Source organism: Phyllobacterium sp. (assembly GCF_037994405.1).
Lineage (GTDB): Bacteria > Pseudomonadota > Alphaproteobacteria > Rhizobiales > Rhizobiaceae > Phyllobacterium.
In genome coordinates, this window is sequence record NZ_JBBNAN010000043.1 from 28,982 (window position 1) to 46,299 (window position 17,318).

The 17,318-nt window shown below is 56.4% G+C and carries 18 protein-coding genes and 1 tRNA gene; 9 read left to right on the top strand and 10 right to left on the bottom strand.

Annotated elements, in window-relative coordinates; all coding sequences use genetic code 11:
• Nucleotides 1-71 precede the first annotated feature (71 nt).
• On the top strand, nucleotides 72-722 hold the full coding sequence (locus AAAC48_RS02845) for a VUT family protein (protein WP_340652717.1): 651 nt from the start codon (nucleotides 72-74) through the stop codon (nucleotides 720-722).
• Here AAAC48_RS02845 and AAAC48_RS02850 read toward each other — a convergent pair.
• From AAAC48_RS02850 to AAAC48_RS02865, 4 genes are all read right to left on the bottom strand, one after another.
• Nucleotides 695-1,711: an esterase-like activity of phytase family protein gene (locus AAAC48_RS02850; protein ID WP_340652718.1), complete on the bottom strand. Its 1,017-nt coding sequence runs from the start codon at nucleotides 1,709-1,711 to the stop codon at nucleotides 695-697. The two genes, AAAC48_RS02845 and AAAC48_RS02850, sit on opposite strands and share 28 nt — an antisense overlap.
• A 1-nt stretch (nucleotide 1,712) precedes the next feature.
• Nucleotides 1,713-3,605: a cobaltochelatase subunit CobT gene (cobT, locus tag AAAC48_RS02855; protein ID WP_340652719.1), complete on the bottom strand. Its 1,893-nt coding sequence runs from the start codon at nucleotides 3,603-3,605 to the stop codon at nucleotides 1,713-1,715.
• A 12-nt stretch (nucleotides 3,606-3,617) separates the two neighbouring features.
• Complete coding sequence (gene cobS, locus AAAC48_RS02860; RefSeq protein WP_340652734.1) at nucleotides 3,618-4,604, bottom strand: cobaltochelatase subunit CobS; 987 nt, start codon at nucleotides 4,602-4,604, stop codon at nucleotides 3,618-3,620.
• Nucleotides 4,605-4,694: 90 nt separating this feature from the next.
• Entirely contained in the window at nucleotides 4,695-5,342 is a 648-nt protein-coding gene (locus tag AAAC48_RS02865; protein WP_340652720.1) for a J domain-containing protein, read from the bottom strand.
• 133 nt (nucleotides 5,343-5,475) lie between these two features.
• On the opposite strand from AAAC48_RS02865, the gene AAAC48_RS02870 reads away from it, so the two are divergent.
• Entirely contained in the window at nucleotides 5,476-5,778 is a 303-nt protein-coding gene (locus AAAC48_RS02870; RefSeq protein ID WP_340652721.1) for a BolA family protein, read from the top strand.
• Nucleotides 5,779-5,803: 25 nt separating this feature from the next.
• Here the strand turns inward: AAAC48_RS02870 and AAAC48_RS02875 are convergent, their stop codons facing one another.
• Genes AAAC48_RS02875 through AAAC48_RS02885 form a run of 3 tightly spaced genes read right to left on the bottom strand, consistent with a single transcriptional unit; the run spans nucleotide 5,804 to nucleotide 8,840 of the window.
• A complete protein-coding gene (locus AAAC48_RS02875) occupies nucleotides 5,804-7,093 on the bottom strand; it encodes an HlyC/CorC family transporter (protein WP_340652722.1) in 1,290 nt (429 codons plus the stop codon).
• Entirely contained in the window at nucleotides 7,090-8,223 is a 1,134-nt protein-coding gene (aroB, locus tag AAAC48_RS02880; protein WP_340652723.1) for a 3-dehydroquinate synthase, read from the bottom strand. The genes AAAC48_RS02875 and aroB overlap by 4 nt, the downstream gene beginning before the upstream one ends.
• The gene (locus AAAC48_RS02885) at nucleotides 8,220-8,840 is read right to left on the bottom strand and encodes a shikimate kinase (RefSeq protein ID WP_340652724.1); all 621 of its coding nucleotides are present in this window, start codon (nucleotides 8,838-8,840) and stop codon (nucleotides 8,220-8,222) included. Before AAAC48_RS02885 ends, aroB begins: the two co-directional genes overlap by 4 nt.
• Before the next feature lie 143 nt (nucleotides 8,841-8,983).
• Here AAAC48_RS02885 and AAAC48_RS02890 point away from each other — a divergent pair, with 143 nt between their 5' ends.
• The 5 genes from AAAC48_RS02890 (at nucleotide 8,984) to AAAC48_RS02910 (ending at nucleotide 12,005) form a co-directional block, all read left to right on the top strand.
• Entirely contained in the window at nucleotides 8,984-9,145 is a 162-nt protein-coding gene (locus tag AAAC48_RS02890) for a histidine kinase (protein ID WP_340652725.1), read from the top strand.
• Between the two features lie 3 nt (nucleotides 9,146-9,148).
• Nucleotides 9,149-10,075: a site-specific tyrosine recombinase XerD gene (xerD, locus tag AAAC48_RS02895; RefSeq protein ID WP_340652726.1), complete on the top strand. Its 927-nt coding sequence runs from the start codon at nucleotides 9,149-9,151 to the stop codon at nucleotides 10,073-10,075.
• Nucleotides 10,076-10,108: 33 nt separating this feature from the next.
• The gene (locus tag AAAC48_RS02900) at nucleotides 10,109-10,618 is read left to right on the top strand and encodes a hypothetical protein (RefSeq protein WP_340652727.1); all 510 of its coding nucleotides are present in this window, start codon (nucleotides 10,109-10,111) and stop codon (nucleotides 10,616-10,618) included.
• Nucleotides 10,619-10,756: 138 nt separating this feature from the next.
• The gene (locus AAAC48_RS02905; protein WP_340652728.1) at nucleotides 10,757-11,710 is read left to right on the top strand and encodes an acetyl-CoA carboxylase carboxyltransferase subunit alpha; all 954 of its coding nucleotides are present in this window, start codon (nucleotides 10,757-10,759) and stop codon (nucleotides 11,708-11,710) included.
• A gap of 218 nt (nucleotides 11,711-11,928) precedes the next feature.
• Nucleotides 11,929-12,005 (top strand) — tRNA-Arg (locus tag AAAC48_RS02910).
• 414 nt (nucleotides 12,006-12,419) lie between these two features.
• On the opposite strand, the gene AAAC48_RS02915 is transcribed toward AAAC48_RS02910, so the two are convergent.
• Genes AAAC48_RS02915 through AAAC48_RS02925 form a run of 3 tightly spaced genes read right to left on the bottom strand, consistent with a single transcriptional unit; the run spans nucleotide 12,420 to nucleotide 15,433 of the window.
• Nucleotides 12,420-12,638, bottom strand: coding sequence for a tautomerase family protein (locus tag AAAC48_RS02915; RefSeq protein ID WP_340652729.1), 219 nt, complete (start codon nucleotides 12,636-12,638; stop codon nucleotides 12,420-12,422).
• Nucleotides 12,628-14,208: a DHA2 family efflux MFS transporter permease subunit gene (locus AAAC48_RS02920; RefSeq protein WP_340652730.1), complete on the bottom strand. Its 1,581-nt coding sequence runs from the start codon at nucleotides 14,206-14,208 to the stop codon at nucleotides 12,628-12,630. The genes AAAC48_RS02915 and AAAC48_RS02920 overlap by 11 nt, the downstream gene beginning before the upstream one ends.
• Nucleotides 14,209-14,233: 25 nt before the next feature.
• Complete coding sequence (locus tag AAAC48_RS02925) at nucleotides 14,234-15,433, bottom strand: HlyD family secretion protein (protein ID WP_340652731.1); 1,200 nt, start codon at nucleotides 15,431-15,433, stop codon at nucleotides 14,234-14,236.
• Between the two features lie 134 nt (nucleotides 15,434-15,567).
• Here AAAC48_RS02925 and AAAC48_RS02930 point away from each other — a divergent pair, with 134 nt between their 5' ends.
• Nucleotides 15,568-16,215, top strand: coding sequence for a TetR/AcrR family transcriptional regulator (locus tag AAAC48_RS02930; RefSeq protein WP_340652732.1), 648 nt, complete (start codon nucleotides 15,568-15,570; stop codon nucleotides 16,213-16,215).
• Nucleotides 16,216-16,834: 619 nt separating this feature from the next.
• On the top strand, nucleotides 16,835-17,318 hold a 484-nt coding region (locus tag AAAC48_RS02935; RefSeq protein ID WP_340652735.1), incomplete at its 3' end, for an epoxide hydrolase N-terminal domain-containing protein.

The following is a 17,318-nucleotide window of genomic DNA, read 5'->3' on the forward strand; positions in this document are numbered from 1 at the left end:
CAATAAGGCCAGCTTCCGCTGGCCTTATTGTTGATTCAACCGCCGCTGGTTCCATTACCCAGGATAAAAAAATGCAGCTCAAAAGCGCCTATTCCCCATCGGATTTTATCCTTCCAGTCCTCGCCATGTGCGGGGTCGTTGCTGCGTCCAATATTCTGGTTCAGTATCCTTTCAATCATTTCGGATTGGGTGACATACTCACCTATGGTGCTTTCACCTATCCCATAGCCTTTCTGGTCAATGATTTGGCCAATCGCAGCTATGGGCCCGCCTTTGCGCGCAAAGTCGTCTATGTCGGCTTTACGATCGCGGTTATCCTGTCGATCTGGCTGGCTACGCCGCGCATTGCGATTGCCTCCGGTACGGCCTTTTTGACCGCGCAACTTCTCGATATTACTGTCTTCAACAAATTGCGGCAGCTGACCTGGTGGAAAGCACCCTTTGCCTCCGCCATTTTCGGTTCGCTCCTCGATACGCTGTTGTTTTTCTCGATTGCCTTTGCAGCCAGGTTCGCCTGGGTTGATGCCATGACCGGTCAAGCGGATTCGTCGCTGGCCATGCTTGTACCATTCTTTGGCAAGGAAATTCCGCTGTGGATGTCGCTTGGTTTTGGTGACTTGATGGTCAAGATGGTGATGGCAATCGTCATGCTCGTGCCTTACGGCGCTATCCTTGCCATCTTCGCCCCGGCGATCTATTCGGCCAACCGGAATTCCAGATAGAGATTTCTCTGGACGATCGAATGATTGTCATCTGAGACCATTGAGATACGCGTACTCCCGTCCTCGGCCTGCCAGACGTCCAGCCCTTCCATATTGTCGATCTGATCGCGCATATCCGCTTGCAGGATGAAGGGGCCATCGACCGTTGCCCCAGGATTGATATCGTCTGCCGCAATGCGGCGAATGCGCAAGGTCACGCCGCTCGCGATGCTGAACCGCCGCTCTAGAAGCAACAGATCACCATTGGGCAAGAAATCACCGTCGCTGATATCGAAATCATCGCGTCGTTTGACGTAAAAGGTTCCCTTTCGTGACCCCTCAAGGACAGCGGCGAACATGTCGCCCGCCTTGTTGATACTCTTCTCCGTTATCGCAACACGCGCTCCCTCAAGCGGGCTGGAGGCGGGCGCATACGCTATCGTCTCGATGCCGCGATTGTTGCGCAGTTCATTCCTCGGGATCGGCAGTGGAAGGTCACGCGGCTTTGATGCGAAGTTCTCAAGGTCCAGTGTAAATTCGGCTATCCGGTGGATCCGTTCGAACGACATCGTGACAGTCTTGCCAGACACACTCATGCCTTCTGCATCGGAGTTCCACTTGCCTTCGACCGGCGTGCCCTCTTCGCTCTGGATCGGGGCAAGCCGGAAACCGCTGACTGACGCGGGCCGGCCGCGCTCATCCCGTTCCATTTTGCCCGCATACCAGAAGCCGGTGTCGGTAATTCCTAGAAACTCCTTTCCAGAATCCAGATAACGGAATGCGGAAAGCCCGCCAAATTCACGATTGCCGGAAGTCATTTCCAGACCACCAACAAACGTCAGTGCGCCAAAACGCGTTTCTGATGATCCTATACGAAAACTGGTGATCGTCCGGGAGGTGATATCCGCAGCAACAGTCCCTTGGTCCGCGGCCAATAAAGGTGCTGCAAAAAGAAAGGGAACTGTAAGCAATATGGCAACGCGCCGAAAATGCAGCGCGATCCAGCTCATATTATCGCATCCGCGCCGATTTCGCGGGGGAGCGCCGCTCCTGCTCTTCAAACAAGGACGCCAATTGCTCGGTCATCGCACCGGCCAGCTCCTCGGCATCGACAATCGTGACTGCGCGGCGATAGTAACGCGTCACGTCGTGCCCGATACCGATGGCGATTAGTTCGACCGGTGAACGCGTCTCGATTTCCTCGATCACCGCGCGCAGGTGCCGTTCGAGATAATTGCCGGGATTGACCGACAGTGTGGAATCATCGACCGGCGCGCCGTCCGAAATCATCATCAGAATGCGGCGCTGCTCAGGACGTCCGAGCAAGCGCTGATGCGCCCAGATCAGGGCCTCACCGTCGATATTCTCCTTCAGGAGACCTTCCCGCATCATCAGGCCGAGATTGCGACGCGAGCGCCTCCATGGGGCGTCAGCGCGTTTGTAGACGATGTGGCGCAGATCGTTGAGACGGCCAGGATTTGCCGGCTTGCCGCGCTCCAGCCAGGCTTCACGCGCCTGACCGCCCTTCCACGCTTTCGTCGTGAAGCCGAGGATCTCGACCTTGACACCGCAACGTTCCAGCGTGCGTGCCAGAATATCGGCGCATGTGGCAGCCACAGTGATCGGGCGCCCCCGCATCGATCCGGAATTGTCGATAAGAAGGGTGACGACCGTATCGCGGAAATCCGTATCGCGTTCCTGCTTGTAGGAGAGCGGCTGTGTCGGGTCGATCACAATACGCACGAGACGGGCAGAATCGAGGTAGCCTTCTTCCAGATCGAAATCCCAGGAGCGGTTTTGCTGCGCCATCAACCGCCGCTGCAGCCGGTTTGCCAACCGCCCGACAACACCGGACAGATTGGCCAGCTGCTTGTCGAGGAATGCGCGCAGGCGTTCCAGTTCGGCCTCGTCGCAGAGCTCTTCCGCATCGGTCGTCTCGTCGAACTCCTGCGTGAAGATCTTGTAGCCGCTTTCGCTGCCAAGATTGGAAAAGGGAGGATTGGGGCGGCGCGCCTCGCCGGGGATTTCCGCGTCGGCATCAGAATCCTCATCCATATCGTCGGAGGACGCATCCGCAGCCTCGGTCTCGCCGGCCTGGCTCTCATCGCTGGACGTGTCGGAATCATCATTCTCCGATGAATCACTGCCCTGGTCCTCTTCCGAACCGCCCTCGTTGTTCTCCTCGGGTTCGGGTGCGTCTTCGTCGTTGTCCTGGCTGTCGTCCTGCTCACTTTCCTGCGAAAGCTCTTCCGCCATCTCCATGGAAGCCAGCATTTCGCGCACGACACGGGCGAATGCGTTTTGATCGTTGATCTTGCCAGCAAGATGATCGATATCGCTTGCGGCTTTCTCCTCGATCCAGTCGCGCCAGAGGTCGAGCACGTTGCCAGCTGATTGCGGCGCCTTGCGGCCTGTCAGCTTTTCGCGAACCAACAACGCCACCGCCTCTTCGAGAGGAGCTTCGGCCTTGTCGGTGATTGCCGGGAAATTCGCGCGGGCATATTTATCCGACAGCATTGAAGTCAGGTTCTCGGCAACGCCGTCCATGCGCAGCGCGCCGATCGCTTCGACCCGCGCCTGCTCGACTGCATCGAAGATTGCCCTCGCCTGCTTGCCTTCCGGCGCAAGCGTGGCGTGAATACGGTCATTGTGGCATGCCTTGCGCAGCGCCATGGAATCGCCAATGCCGCGCGTAATCGCAATGTCATTGGCCGACGGGCGCTTGGGCAAATCCAGGAGCCGCGCACGATGTCCGGTCAGAGCAGGCTTGTCATTGCCAAAACTGACTTCCATCTCATGATCGCCGGCGATGGCACGCATGCACGCCGTAACGGCGCGCTTGAAGGGCTCGGAATCAACCGGGCCTTTCGGATTCGCACGTGAGTTGTCTCCCGGACCTGCCATTTCGCGTAATACTCAGCTTATGACGACATTGGCCGTCGATTCAGGCAGTTCCTTGCCAAAGGCGCGCTGATAAAATTCGGCAACGATCGGACGTTCCAGTTCATCGCACTTGTTGAGGAAGGTCAGCCGGAAGGCAAAACCGATATCCTTGAAGATATCGGCGTTTTCGGCCCATGTGATGACCGTACGCGGGCTCATGACCGTCGACAGATCGCCGTTGATGAAGGCAGAACGGGTCATGTCGGCGACACGGACCATCTTGGAGATGATCTCCTTGCCTTCCCTGTTCTGGTAATGCTTTGCCTTCGCCGCAACGATCGCCGCCTCGTTGTCATGGGGCAGATAATTCAGTGTCGTCACGATGGACCAACGGTCCATCTGCGCCTGATTGATTTGCTGGGTGCCGTGGTAAAGACCCGTCGTATCACCGAGGCCAACTGTGTTGGCCGTTGCAAACAGGCGGAAAGCTGGGTGCGGACGAATGACCCGGCTCTGGTCAAGCAACGTCAGACGGCCGGATGATTCCAGTACGCGCTGTATGACGAACATGACGTCCGGTCGGCCGGCATCATATTCGTCGAAAACCAGAGCGACGTTGTGCTGGTAGGCCCAAGGCAAGATACCATCGCGGAATTCGGTGATCTGCATGCCTTCCTTCACGACGATCGCATCCTTGCCGACGAGATCGATACGGCTGACATGGCTGTCGAGATTGACGCGGACACAAGGCCAGTTGAGACGTGCGGCGACCTGTTCGATATGGGTCGATTTTCCAGTACCGTGATAGCCGGAAACCATGACGCGGCGGTTGTAGGCAAATCCGGCAAGAATGGCGAGTGTGGTCTGTTTGTCGAACAGATAATCGGTATCGATTTCCGGCACATAAGCATCGCCTGCCTTGTAGGCAGGAACCATCATGTCGGATTCAAACCCGAAAAGCTTTGCGACAGAAACCGTTGTGTCCGGCAAATTCGCAATATCGCGATCAACCTTGTTCATCATGCCTCCAGCGCGACTGCACGCGCAGACGCATAAATGTAGTCACAGTCTTGAAACCCCCAAGGGGCTCCGAATTCGGCTCAATCGTGGTTAGCAGAAACCTGCCTGTTTGAGCAATTGATAGGCCTGGATTACGTCACGGAAACGATCCTCGGAAGCCCGATCCCCGCCGTTTGCATCGGGGTGATGGCGCTTCACCAGTTCTTTATAGCGCGACTTGATATCTTCGCCACTGGCTTTTGCGCCAAGTCCGAGCGTATCCAGCGCTTTTGCTTCCAAAGGTTTGGGCTTGCGCACATGCACCCGTGCTTCGTTGAACACGCTGTTAGGATCACGGAATCTGTTCTGATAGGCCGCACGGCCCGAGCGCAATTTTGAAAAATCAGGTGATGTTCTCGCCCCACCGGCGGCTGCAGCTTGTGCGCTCGCGCCAGCGCCGCTTCCCGGCAGACCGGCGATGGTCCAAGTGGGTCTGTCGCCAGTCAGCGCTTCCTTCTGATAGCGCGCCACTTCGGCGTCAGACAGGCCGGAGAAATAATTGTAGCCCTTGTTGTATTCACGCACGTGATCAATGCAGAAGTGGAAAAACTCGCCTTCCTTCATACGACCTACGGGTGCGCGATGCGGGCCGGGTTTATCGCAACCGTCCCACTGGCACACCGGTGTGCGTGATTTTTCCTCTTCCGCCTTTTTCGGCCGGATACGGATGCTGTCAAAATATTTCGAATTTGCGGTCATCGACTCAAGTTATCTGATCTAAGCATGAATTGACATTTACCCATGGATCGACCTAACGCCTGAAATGGCGGTAAATTTGTGATCATGTGCGGATTTGCCAAGTGAAACTACCATATGGGCGCAGGAGAACGAAATGTCCACTCAGTCAGCGATCGAAAACAAACTGACGCAGGCCTTTCATCCCGTTTCTTTGGCAGTCATCAATGAAAGCCACCTCCACGCTGGTCACCATCATTCAGACGGTGATCATCATGGCACATTTGATGGGTCAGGCGAAACGCATTTTCGCGTGCGGATTGTCGCGGAGGCTTTCGCAGGGATGTCGCGCGTCGCCCGTCACCGTGCGATCAATGAAGTCCTGAAGGATGAGCTGAAAGGCAGCGTACATGCGCTGGCGCTTGAGCCTGCCGCACCCGGCGAGGAAACACGGAAGTAAAACTTACTCCGGCCGGTCGCCGAATTCAGGACTGCTTAGTCTTGTCGTCATCCTCGATCGGGCGAATGCGCAAACGCGTGATGCGATTTTTTTCACGCCGGAGGATCGTGAAGCGTTTGCCGTGGAAGGTGAACGCCTGCTTCTCCTTCGGAATGCTCTGTGTTTCGTGAATGACAAGACCGGCTATGGTCGTTGCCTCGGCATCAGGCAAATGCCAGTCAAGCGCCCGGTTGAGATCGCGGATCGGCACGGAACCATCGACAAGGACTGAACCGTCCGGCTGCGGGCGGCAACCCTGTACATCGATGTCGTGCTCATCCGCTATGTCGCCGACGATTTCCTCCAGAATATCTTCCAGCGTGATCAGACCCTGCACATCGCCATACTCGTCAACGACGATGGCGATGTGTGCCTTGCGTCGCAAGAAGGCGTTGAGCTGGTCCTGAAGCGTCGTGGTGTCCGGCACGAACCATGGCTTCGTCGCAACCTTCATGATGTTGATCTTGGAGAAATCCCGGTCTGCGTCGCGAATCGCCCGCACGAGATCCTTGGCATGGACAACGCCAACAATATTGTCGGTTGCATCCTTCCAAACCGGAATACGGGTGTGGTTGCTCGCCAGAATCTCGCCGACAACAGTTTCGATCGGATCATCGGCATTGACCGAATCCATGTCGGTCCGATGGATCATTACGTCGTAAACTTCAAGCTCGCGCAGATCGAGCAGCCCGCCGATCTGGTCGCGATCACCTTTCATGACGGAACCTTCCTTGTGCAGCAGATCAATTGCACCGCGCAGTTCTTCCTGCGCCGAAAGCATGGATTTTCCGGCTGCGAGGTTGATACCAAACAATCCAAGGATCTGGCGAACGATCCAGTTTACGAGATCCGAGAGCGGGCCAAAGATGAACACCGTCGCTTGCGCAAAACGGACGAGCGCCAGAGCATTGCGATCCGGGCTGGAAACCGCCCAGGATTTCGGCAGAACTTCAGCGAACACGACCAGCAGAACAGTCATGATCGCAGTCGCATAGGCGACACCCGCCTGACCGAAGAGGTCGAGCAGCAGGCTCGTGGTCAGAGATGACGCAAGAATGTTGATCAGATTGTTGCCGATCAACATGACACCGATCAGGCGGTCACGTTTTTCGATCAGGACATCTACGATTTTGGCGCGGCGATCGCCGCGTTTGGCAAGGCGGTGCATGCGCGCGCGCGACGCGGCAGTCAGAGCAGTTTCCGAACCTGCAAAAAGTCCAGATATCAGGATCAAACCGAATATAACTCCGCAAAAGATCCAGATTTCCAGATTCATTGTGGATGTTTCTCCTGCAAGAAGCTCAACACAGCCGATGGTGGTACGTCTTTTGCAATAAATGACTGACCGATGCCGCGCGTCAGAATGAAAGTCAGCGCTCCACGCGCTACTTTCTTGTCCTGAGCAATATAGTCCATCAATTTCGCGGCCGGTGGTAAATCCCCTGGTATGTCACTGATGGAAACCGGAAGCCCGACAGCACGCAAATGCGCCTCGACCCGGGCAGCATCATCTGGGCTTGCCAAATTCATCTTGGCGGAAAACTGGTGGGCGAGCACCATACCGATCGAAACGCCTTCGCCATGCACAAGACGCCCGGAATCGTAGTTCGTGGCGGTTTCCAGGGCATGACCGAATGTGTGGCCAAGATTAAGCAGCGCGCGATCCCCCGTCTCACGTTCATCCCGTGCCACGACGTCAGCCTTTGATTGGCACGATATGGCGATCGCCTCCGTCCGCTCAGGGCCGCCATCGAAAATCCCGCGCCAATTTTTTTCGAGCCAGGCGAAGAAATCCGGTCTGTCGATCAGGCCGTATTTGGCTACCTCTGCATAGCCAGCACGAAATTCGCGCGGCGAAAGTGTATCGAGGACATCCGTATCTGCCAGGACAAGCTGCGGTTGATAGAACACGCCGACGAGATTTTTGCCGTGGGCCGTATTAATGCCAGTCTTCCCGCCGACGGAAGAATCGACCTGCGCCAACAGCGACGTAGGCATCTGGATAAACCCCATGCCGCGGCGAGCAATCCCGGCGGCGAAACCGGCGAGATCCCCAATGACACCGCCACCGAACGCGACGACGACGTCGCCGCGCTCAAGACGCGCGGCCAAGATTGCATTGGTCACAGTTTCCAACGTCGCAAACCCCTTGGACTTTTCGCCGGGCGCTACAAGAATTGGGGTGGAATCGATGCCGGCAGCTGCGAGACTGCGCGTCAAGCGATCGAGATGCAGACCAGCAACGGTCTCATCGGTCACAATGGCGACGCGTACACATTTTGCCCGGTCGGCAATCTCGCGCCCCGCCTGATCGATCAGACCCGCGCCAATGAGAATGTCATAGGAACGGTCACCGAGCTTGACGGGAACGGTGGTAACTGCATTGTGGCCTGGCAGATCCGTCATGAACCGGTTTCCTCATTGGTCACGACGATACCATCAAGGTGACTGGCAATCGCCTGCATCGCCTCGAAGGCAATGACTTCCTTCTTTTCTTCCCGAGAATTAATCGTCAGATCGGCAAGGGCATAGACAGGGTATCGCTCGGTTATCAGCCGTTCCATTACGCCTCGTGGATTGTCGTTCTTCAAAAGAGGCCTGTTCTGTTTGCGGACCACGCGGGTCATCAGCACATCGAGTTCCGCCTTGAGCCAGAGCGAAACGCCTTCCGACGCGATCGTCCTGCGCGTCTGATCATTCATGTAAGCCCCACCGCCGGTCGCCAGCACGATTGGCCCCTCCTCGAGCATGCGGGCGATGACACGCCGCTCGAGATCGCGAAACTCTGCCTCGCCATAGGATTCGAAGAGTTCCGGAATCGTCATGGTCGAGACTTTTTCAATCTCGTGATCCGCGTCGAAAAAAGGCAATTCGACAAGGGTCGCGAGTTTTTTACCAACGGTGGATTTACCTGCGCCCATTAGCCCGACAAGCACGATTGACTTGTGTCCAAGGCGCTCTCGAATGGATTTTGCCAACTCCGGTATCTGGGCTGCCCCAGGAATGTCTTCAGTGGTGTTCATGATTGCGTTTCGACAGGAAAACAGCGCTGCCGTCAAGCAAACTATAGTGTTGGACGTTCCTTCGCCAGCTTCATCAAATCATAAGGGTTTTGATTGCAAGATTATGGAACCGAAACCCCAGCCAACAACGATTCGAACAGAAAATGCCAACGCTAACACGATTGATCATCACTCTCGCAGTCCTCGCAGGGCTTGTTTACGCGGGCATGGTTGCGCTGGTGACTTTCGTGCATCCAAAACAGACCGAGATGACCATTAGAATCCCGGCTGAGAAGCTCAATCCCAAACCCGATATGCCGAAGTAAGCCATGCGCGCTGCAGCCGCCATAGAGTCCTTTCTCGAAATGATGAGCGCCGAACGGGGCGCAGCTCAAAACACGCTTGAGTCCTATCGCCGTGATCTCGAAGATGCCGCAGCTTTCACCGCCACAGCCGGTCTGCAACTTACCCTGGCGGAGCCCGCTATCATCCGCTCCTATCTCGACGATATCGCCGGACGGGGCTTTGCTGCGACGTCGCAGGCAAGGCGCCTGTCCGCCTTGCGTCAGTTCTTCCGTTTTCTCTATACCGAGAATATCCGCACCGACGACCCTACCAGCACATTGGATACGCCAAAGAAAGATCGCTCTTTGCCCAAAATTATGAGCGAGGCCGATGTGGAAAAGCTGCTAGCACGCGCAGAACTCGAAACACAGGATGCGAAAGCATCCGATACGGCACATTTTAACGCTCTTCGTTTGCACGCGCTTCTTGAGATACTTTATGCAACGGGTCTTCGCGTCTCCGAGCTGGTCGGACTTCCGGTTACCGTGGCGCGGTCAGATAGCCGCTTCCTGATGGTGCGTGGCAAAGGGTCAAAAGATCGCATGGTCCCCCTTTCCGGAAAAGCGCGCGACGCCATGACCAAATATCTGGCGATGCGGGATGCGCTGCCCAATCTTTCCGATAGCCAGTGGCTATTCCCTGCCCTTTCCGAAAGTGGCTTTCTGGCACGGCAGGTGTTTGCGCGAGAATTGAAGGGGCTTGCGGCACGGGCCGGGCTGAAAACATCTGCAATTTCCCCGCATGTGCTGCGCCACGCCTTCGCCAGCCATCTCTTGCAAAATGGCGCCGATTTGCGGGCTGTCCAGCAATTGCTGGGTCATTCAGACATTTCAACGACGCAGATCTATACGCACGTCATGGAAGAACGCCTGCATCGCCTTGTCACGGAGCACCATCCTCTGGCAGACTAGGCTTCGGACCTTGAAGCTTTTGGCGGACTGTCCATGTGGCAACTGTTGAAGAAGATAATTTCCAGACCTGAGCCACCGCCTGTTGAACCGGACGGCGAGGTGATCCGGTTTGACGACACGGGGTTCAGCCGCTCCAGCCACCTGATACGGTCAATGGGGTGGCGGCAAAGCTGGCGCTGGGAAGAGATCACTGGATTTGGTTTTGCCTTTTCACCCGCAATGTTCCCGGACCCATGGTTCGGCGACTATATGGAGAGCCAGTGGTTCTTTACGGTAACCAGCGAAAACGGACCTGAGCATATCTATTTCGATGTGCAGTGGCTTGATATAAACCATCTTCCTCCGCCCCTTCTGCGCCATATGCAGGGACTTGACGTGCATGTGTTGCGGCAAGGACTCAACGCCGCGGCGGTCGGCTTTCACAATTATGAAGGCGAAGGGCAGTGGATCGGCTGGCAGCATGCCAAGCCTAAAAAGCGGCGTAGAGTAACCAAGGCACCTGCACCTGCGAAAACGACAAAACGCGAGAGCAGAGCGAAGTAACCACCACACCTTCGCCGGAATTACCCCTATAACTTGCGCGGCCAATGCGCCATATGGGCTTGCTTCCTTGACATGCGCTTCGGCAACAGCCAGTTAGACCATGAAAAATCCACCGTTTTGCAGGCAGACACGTCGTCCATGTACAACTACCTTGATTTTGAAAAGCCGGTTGCCGATCTCGATGGCAAGATTATAGAATTGAAGAAACTCGCCGAAGAAGGCGATGCTCTCGATACCAATGACGAGATCACACGACTGGAGAAAAGGTCTGCTGAGGCGCTACGCGATCTGTATCGCAAGCTGACCCCCTGGCAGAAGGCGCAGATTGCCCGTCATCCAGACCGTCCGCATTGCGTGGACTACATCTCCAAGCTCTTTACCGACTTCACGCCGCTTGCCGGTGACCGCAATTACGCTGATGACGATGCTGTCCAGGCCGGTCTTGCGCGTTTCAACGGCCAGGCCGTTGCTATCATCGGACAGGAAAAGGGTAACGATACGAAGACACGGCTCAAGCACAATTTTGGCATGGCTATGCCCGAAGGTTACCGCAAGGCCGTGCGCGTGATGGAGCTTGCCGACCGGTTCAAGCTCCCGGTGTTGACCCTTGTCGATACCGCAGGCGCGTTTCCGGGCATCGCGGCAGAAGAACGAGGGCAGGCCGAAGCCATTGCCCGTTCGACCGCCGCATGCCTCAATCTGAAAGTGCCGATCGTCTCCGTCATCATTGGTGAAGGCGGGTCCGGCGGCGCCATCGCCATCGCGACGGCAAATCGGGTCTACATGCTCGAACACTCGATCTATTCGGTGATTTCTCCGGAGGGGGCGGCATCCATCCTCTGGCATGATTCGACCCGGGCCAAAGACGCTGCCACATCAATGCGCATCACCGCTCAAGACCTTTACGAGCTGAAGATCATCGATGGCATCATTCCCGAACCGGTGGGCGGCGCTCACCGCGGAAAGGATGCGGCGATCGAAGCGACCGGCAATATCATCAATGTCGCACTCAAATCCATGGGCAACATGGACGGCGACACCTTGAGACAGGATCGGCGCGATAAATATCTGGCTATTGGCCGCAATCTGTAGGATCGAGTTTACGATAAGGCCCGGTAAAGTCCGGGCCTTTTTGTTCAGGGTGACACGCGCCTTGGCCAAGTGCCTGTTTCAACCGCTAAGCCGCCGAAGAATTCACCAGGTATCAGTCCTGTGGAAAATAGTTGCGGTTTTTTTGCCGAAGCAGCTTGCAATTCAGTTCTCAACCCATTACGAACCGCGCTGCGCAGACTAACGCGCAACTGTGGCACGCGCCCGTAGCTCAGCTGGATAGAGCACCAGACTACGAATCTGGGGGTCAGAGGTTCGAATCCTTTCGGGCGCGCCATACACACAGCGGACTTTCCCCCAATTACCAAAGCGTCGGGGCACACGGGGGGCAAGGAACATGCCGGCTACAATCTCCCCGGCGACTAATCCTCGGTTCGATGAAGAGACTCGCACGAAAATAGCCACTCTTTGCATTCCTTCCGACCATTGTCTCCGACGGCCATCGGCGATCCCCTGGTAGATCGCTTTGTGGTTTACGAAGACCTTCTCCAGCCCGAGCCGCGGCCCATCAGTAACCGAACGCTTTTACCGCGATCCTGACCCAGCCCCTTTCTGGCGCCCGGATGGCGCCGTTCCTCAAGTTGCAGGACCTCGGGTCCGCCGGCTCCTTAATCACGACGGCCTTCATCGTACGCGTGTGAAGTTCTCCTACCAATGATGTCGGCGCGATCGGACGCGCCGACCAGGTGATTCAGGCGTTCTCGGCTTCCTCGCCGAAGAGCTGGCCCGCTCCCGCCCAGTCTGATGGGGCGATGTCCTCGAACAAGACGTAGATGTATTTTGGGTCCGTGCCAGTGTTCTTGACGATGCTCTCGGTGATCAAAAGAACAGGTAAAAGATAAACGATTCTGCACCAAAACGGCGCCGTCGGGCTGTTGCTAAGGAACCGTCCTGTCACCCTAATGGGCACCGGCCCCGCCCCCTCCTTTGGGTTTCTCGGCGAACAACAGAGCGATTGCAGCAAGGGCGAGCAGGACGCCGATCACGGCAAACGTGTCGCTGAAGCCCATGATCAACGCTTGGCGTTTAACCACTCGACCCAGCGCGATGACGGCTTGCTGTGCCGCAGTGGCGTGATCGGAGACACCATGCGACATGAAATAACCTGTCAGTTGGTCGAGACGCTGGCGAACCTCATCGCGCGTCAAGGTGATCGATTGGCCGATGATGTTTGAGTGGAACTGCTCGCGCTTGGTCAGCACGGTTCCTAATGTTGCCGTTCCGACAGCACCACCAAGATTGCGCAGCATATTGGTAAGTCCTGACGCCGCAGCAGCATCGGCGGCGGCGATGCCCGCCGTGGTGATGGCAGTGATCGGCGTCAGAACCAGTGCCTGACCAATTGCACGGACGATGTTCGGTATCCAGAACTGATCGCCCCCGGTGTCGGCCGAGAGCGTGATGTTCATGAAGCAGCTGATCGCGAAGATACTGATGCCGAGGAAGCCGATATAACGGGCGTCGAAGCGCTTCATCATCATTGGAACAAGCGGGATCAGGAGCAATTGCGGCAGACCGGTCCAGGCGAGCACATTGCCGATCTGCTCGGCGTTATAACGCTGCACTTGTCCGAGATATTGCGGCAGGATGTAGACCGTGCCGAACAGGGCAACGCCAACCAGCACGTTAACGGCGACACCGATGCCGAAATTGCGCTGTTTTAACAGGCGCAACTGGACCAACGGCTTTTCGACGGTCAGCTCTATCCAGATAAAGCTGGCAAGGAATACGACGGCTATTGCGCTGAGCTTCAAAATGAAGGGCGAGGAGAACCAGTCTTCCTTGTTGCCTTCTTCTAGCACGGTTTGAAATGCCGAGAGGCCGACGGCCATTGTGAAGATACCCGCCCAGTCGCCTTCTTTTAGAAGATGCAGCTGCATCAGCGTCTTTTCCAGCGTCGCGGCCAGAGCGATGGCCATGATGGCACTCGGAATGGCATTGATGAAAAAGATCGTTTGCCATCCGTAATTCTCGGTCAGGTAACCCCCGATCGTCGGGCCGATGGCTGGAGCGAAGGTGACCGACAGCGCGAAAATGGCGAGGCCGACAGGCTGTTGCGGCTTTGGCAGCTTCGTCAAAACCATGGTGAAGGCCATAGGGATCAGGACGCCGCCGGCAAAGCCCTGCAAGCCGCGCATCAAGATCATCGAGCCAAGGTCATGGGTGAAGGCACAGGCTATCGAGAACAGCGGAAATAGAATTGAGTTCGCGAGGATGTAGCGGCGAAAGGAAAAGACGCTGCTGAAATACGCGGTGAGCGGAATGACAACGATTTCGCCGATCAGATAGGACGTGGATATCCAGGCGCCGTTATCCACACCGGTTCCGATGCCGCCCTCGATATCGAGCAGCGAGGCGTTGGTAATCTGGATGTTGAGGATTGCCATGAAGGCGCCGATCATGCTGGCGAGAACGGCAATCCATTCCTTTGTGCTGGCTCGTTGCGGAACCGCCGCGCCGGTGAATGTGATAGCGGACATGACACGATCCTCCTGATCCCGCCGGTCAATGACTCTGGCGCTGGCTAGCGTCGGCCTTGGTATCGATGCTCGGTTGGACTGACATGCCGGGACGCAGGTCACCTGCAGTCGCGCTGTCGGCATCGAGAATGATCTTCACTGGAATGCGCTGGACCACCTTGGTGAAGTTGCCGGTTGCGTTGTCAGGCGGCAGCAGCGCGAATTCCTGACCGCTCGCCGGCGCAAGACTGTCGACATGGCCGTGGTAGACGCGCCCTGGGAACATATCAACGTCGATATCGACCCGCTGGCCGACACGAACGTCGGTAAGCTGCGTTTCCTTGTAATTGGCAACAACGTAGGCCGCCCTGGTCGGCACGACCGACATCAGTTGCGTGCCGGCCTGGACAAATTGGCCGATGCGAAGCGTGCGATTTCCTACGACGCCATCGACCGGAGCAACAATCGTTGCATAAGAGAGATTGAGTTCAGCCTGACGCTGGACAGCCTGATCGTGCGTGAGAGTCGCCCTCGCCTGTGCAAGCTCTGCCTTCAAAAGATCGACCTGCTTCACAGCAGCTTCCAGCGAAGCGACATCCCGAACGACAGTAGCCCGGGCGGCGGCGATTTGAGATGCTGCCTGCTGCGCCGTCTGGATCGCTCCATAACCGCTGGTGGCAAGACTTGCGTAACGCTTGTCATTCTGCTCCGCAAAGGTCTCGTTGGCTTGATCGACCTCGACGGTGGCACGGGCGGCTGCGATTGTGGATTGCTGGATTTCAAGTGACGCCTGCTTGGCCTGGATCGTTGCCTCTGCGGCGGCGACGTCGGCCTTTGCCTGATCGAGAGCGGCCCTGAAATCGCGATCGTCGATGCGGGCAAGCGGCTGGCCTGCCCTTACGGTATCATTGTCTCCGACGATGACATCGGCGATGTAACCCGAGACCTTGGGAGCAATGGAGCTGTTGTCAGCCTTCACATAGGCATCGTCCGTCGCAATCTGGAAACGGCCGACGGTCCAGTAGCCGTGCCCGTAGTAGACGCCGGCGGCGATCAAAGCGATAGCGGTTGCGCCGAGCAGCAGAGAACGGACACCGCGCTTGCGGACGGGCTTCTCATCAACGAGGGGCGAATGGGGTGCTTCGGAAACGCGAACACCCGCGTCCAGAGAAGGAGCCACAATCGGCTGAATTTCAGCTTCAGCGGCGTGGGCGACGTTGTTGTTCAGGGCATGCAGCTTGGTCATTGTGGTCTCTCCGGTTTGCCGGTCGCTGTCACGAGGGCCGCGGCCTCTGATGCATATGTCGATATTTAGGAAACTTGCTTTTTTCCAAAATACGCTCTATAAAATGGATGTCAACAAGAATTTGGAAAATCAACATGGTCGTAATTCGCAAGATTGAGAAACGCCCCCGGGGCCGGCCACAGGTGCGCTGTGACGACGACACGAGAAGCGTCATTATCGAAGCTGCCAACGATCAGTTTCATGAAAGTGGTTACGCGGCCGCAAGCATCAGCGCGATCGCACAGAACGCAGGCGTTTCGACAAAGACACTCTACCGGCTGTTCCCGACCAAGGCAGATCTGTTCACAAGTGTGATATCGGATCGTATCGGTCGTTTCTTTTTGGCAGTGGACGCGGGCACACTCGCAACCGCGAACCTAAGAGAAGGCCTCGAGCGGATGCTGACGGCCTATGGCAGGCTCACACTCTCAGAAGAAACCGTCACTATCATGCGCCTGGTTATCGGCGAATCCGACCGTTTTCCAGAAATTGCGGCATCGTTCTACGAACAGGCGATCGTCAAAACCAACACATTGATGGAGAATTGGCTCCGTACGCAGGTCGAACGAGGGCTAATTGCGCTTGACGACCCACACGCCGCGTGCGGCATGCTGCGGGGAATGATGATCATGGAGCCACAGCGCGCCGCGATGCTACGCCAGAAACCCGCGCCCAAGACCGAGGAAATTGCACATCGGGCAAAAATGTGTGCAGATTTGTTTCTGGAAGGATGCGCAGTTTAAAGGTCATCGCTGCGAATTCGACTGTAGCTTGATCCTATGCCGCGTGCTCGCGTCATGAACAAATTGCCGCTGCCATTTAGGGAGCGTGGAAAAACAATGTCGTACAACAATTGCGGCACCAACAAACGTTCCTTTTTGGAAATGCCTATAGCCGATTTTGATTGTTTTCCTGAAAGTCTTCTATCGCTGCATCAGTTGAAAGACCTTTTGATTGCGTGGAACTTCTTGAAGTCCGCGTTGCGCCGATATTTTTGAGCGATACTGAAAATTGACCAGGACCTACCAATTTTGCGATCAAGCAGCGCAGGCGTGTGGCCAAGTTGGGGACTGCATCCCGTTGCGAATGACGACGATAATGCCACTGACGCAAGAGAAATGGATGTTACCGTTACGTACTTGCCCCCCTACACATCCGGAAACGATCATTGGCACGCCGCTCACTCCTGTTATCAGCGGCGTGCAGTTTTGCAGGGCCGCACCCACAGAGCACACGAGATGCTACGGGCGTAACGATGTCGGATTACCCGCAGGAACATGTCTCTTTGTTTTTGGCCTGACCAACGGGAGGACTACAATGAAAGACAAGGAAAATCCGAGCGGCCGCGACGACACGGTTAGGATGCGTACGCGAATGGGTTCCGAAGCTATCAATCAGGACCGGCGCAAGCTCTTGAGCGCCGCCGCGATGGGAATTGCAGCTGCGGGTGCCGCGAGCTTTTTTCCTGCGTATCGGGCGGCGTCCGCGGCTACGAGTGACGAGATCCGCCCCTTCCACGTCAACGTTCCGGACGAGAAACTCGTCGATCTCCGCCGACGCATCGCCGCGACAAAGTGGCCGAAGCAGGAAACGGTAGCGGATGCATCGCAAGGCGTGCAACTCGCGACAATTCAGGAACTCGCGCGCTATTGGGGAACAGATTACGATTGGCGCAAGCTCGAAGCCCGGCTGAACGCGTTGCCGCAATTCATGACGACCATCGACGGGCTGGAGATTCATTTCATCCATGTTCGTTCGAAAAGTCCGAATGCCTTGCCAGTGATCGTCACGCATGGGTGGCCCGGCTCCATCATCGAGCAGTTGAAGATCATCGATCCACTCACCG

Excerpts from the sequence above, each read along its gene's own strand:
- AAAC48_RS02845 (WP_340652717.1), top strand. The coding sequence starts at position 72 with ATGCAGCTCAAAAGCGCCTATTCCCCATCGGATTTTATCCTTCCAGTC.
- AAAC48_RS02850 (WP_340652718.1), bottom strand. The coding sequence starts at position 1,711 with ATGAGCTGGATCGCGCTGCATTTTCGGCGCGTTGCCATATTGCTTACA.
- cobT (WP_340652719.1), bottom strand. The coding sequence starts at position 3,605 with ATGGCAGGTCCGGGAGACAACTCACGTGCGAATCCGAAAGGCCCGGTT.
- cobS (WP_340652734.1), bottom strand. The coding sequence starts at position 4,604 with ATGAACAAGGTTGATCGCGATATTGCGAATTTGCCGGACACAACGGTT.
- AAAC48_RS02865 (WP_340652720.1), bottom strand. The coding sequence starts at position 5,342 with ATGACCGCAAATTCGAAATATTTTGACAGCATCCGTATCCGGCCGAAA.
- AAAC48_RS02870 (WP_340652721.1), top strand. The coding sequence starts at position 5,476 with ATGTCCACTCAGTCAGCGATCGAAAACAAACTGACGCAGGCCTTTCAT.
- AAAC48_RS02875 (WP_340652722.1), bottom strand. The coding sequence starts at position 7,093 with ATGAATCTGGAAATCTGGATCTTTTGCGGAGTTATATTCGGTTTGATC.
- aroB (WP_340652723.1), bottom strand. The coding sequence starts at position 8,223 with ATGACGGATCTGCCAGGCCACAATGCAGTTACCACCGTTCCCGTCAAG.
- AAAC48_RS02885 (WP_340652724.1), bottom strand. The coding sequence starts at position 8,840 with ATGAACACCACTGAAGACATTCCTGGGGCAGCCCAGATACCGGAGTTG.
- AAAC48_RS02890 (WP_340652725.1), top strand. The coding sequence starts at position 8,984 with ATGCCAACGCTAACACGATTGATCATCACTCTCGCAGTCCTCGCAGGG.
- xerD (WP_340652726.1), top strand. The coding sequence starts at position 9,149 with ATGCGCGCTGCAGCCGCCATAGAGTCCTTTCTCGAAATGATGAGCGCC.
- AAAC48_RS02900 (WP_340652727.1), top strand. The coding sequence starts at position 10,109 with ATGTGGCAACTGTTGAAGAAGATAATTTCCAGACCTGAGCCACCGCCT.
- AAAC48_RS02905 (WP_340652728.1), top strand. The coding sequence starts at position 10,757 with ATGTACAACTACCTTGATTTTGAAAAGCCGGTTGCCGATCTCGATGGC.
- AAAC48_RS02920 (WP_340652730.1), bottom strand. The coding sequence starts at position 14,208 with ATGTCCGCTATCACATTCACCGGCGCGGCGGTTCCGCAACGAGCCAGC.
- AAAC48_RS02925 (WP_340652731.1), bottom strand. The coding sequence starts at position 15,433 with ATGACCAAGCTGCATGCCCTGAACAACAACGTCGCCCACGCCGCTGAA.
- AAAC48_RS02930 (WP_340652732.1), top strand. The coding sequence starts at position 15,568 with ATGGTCGTAATTCGCAAGATTGAGAAACGCCCCCGGGGCCGGCCACAG.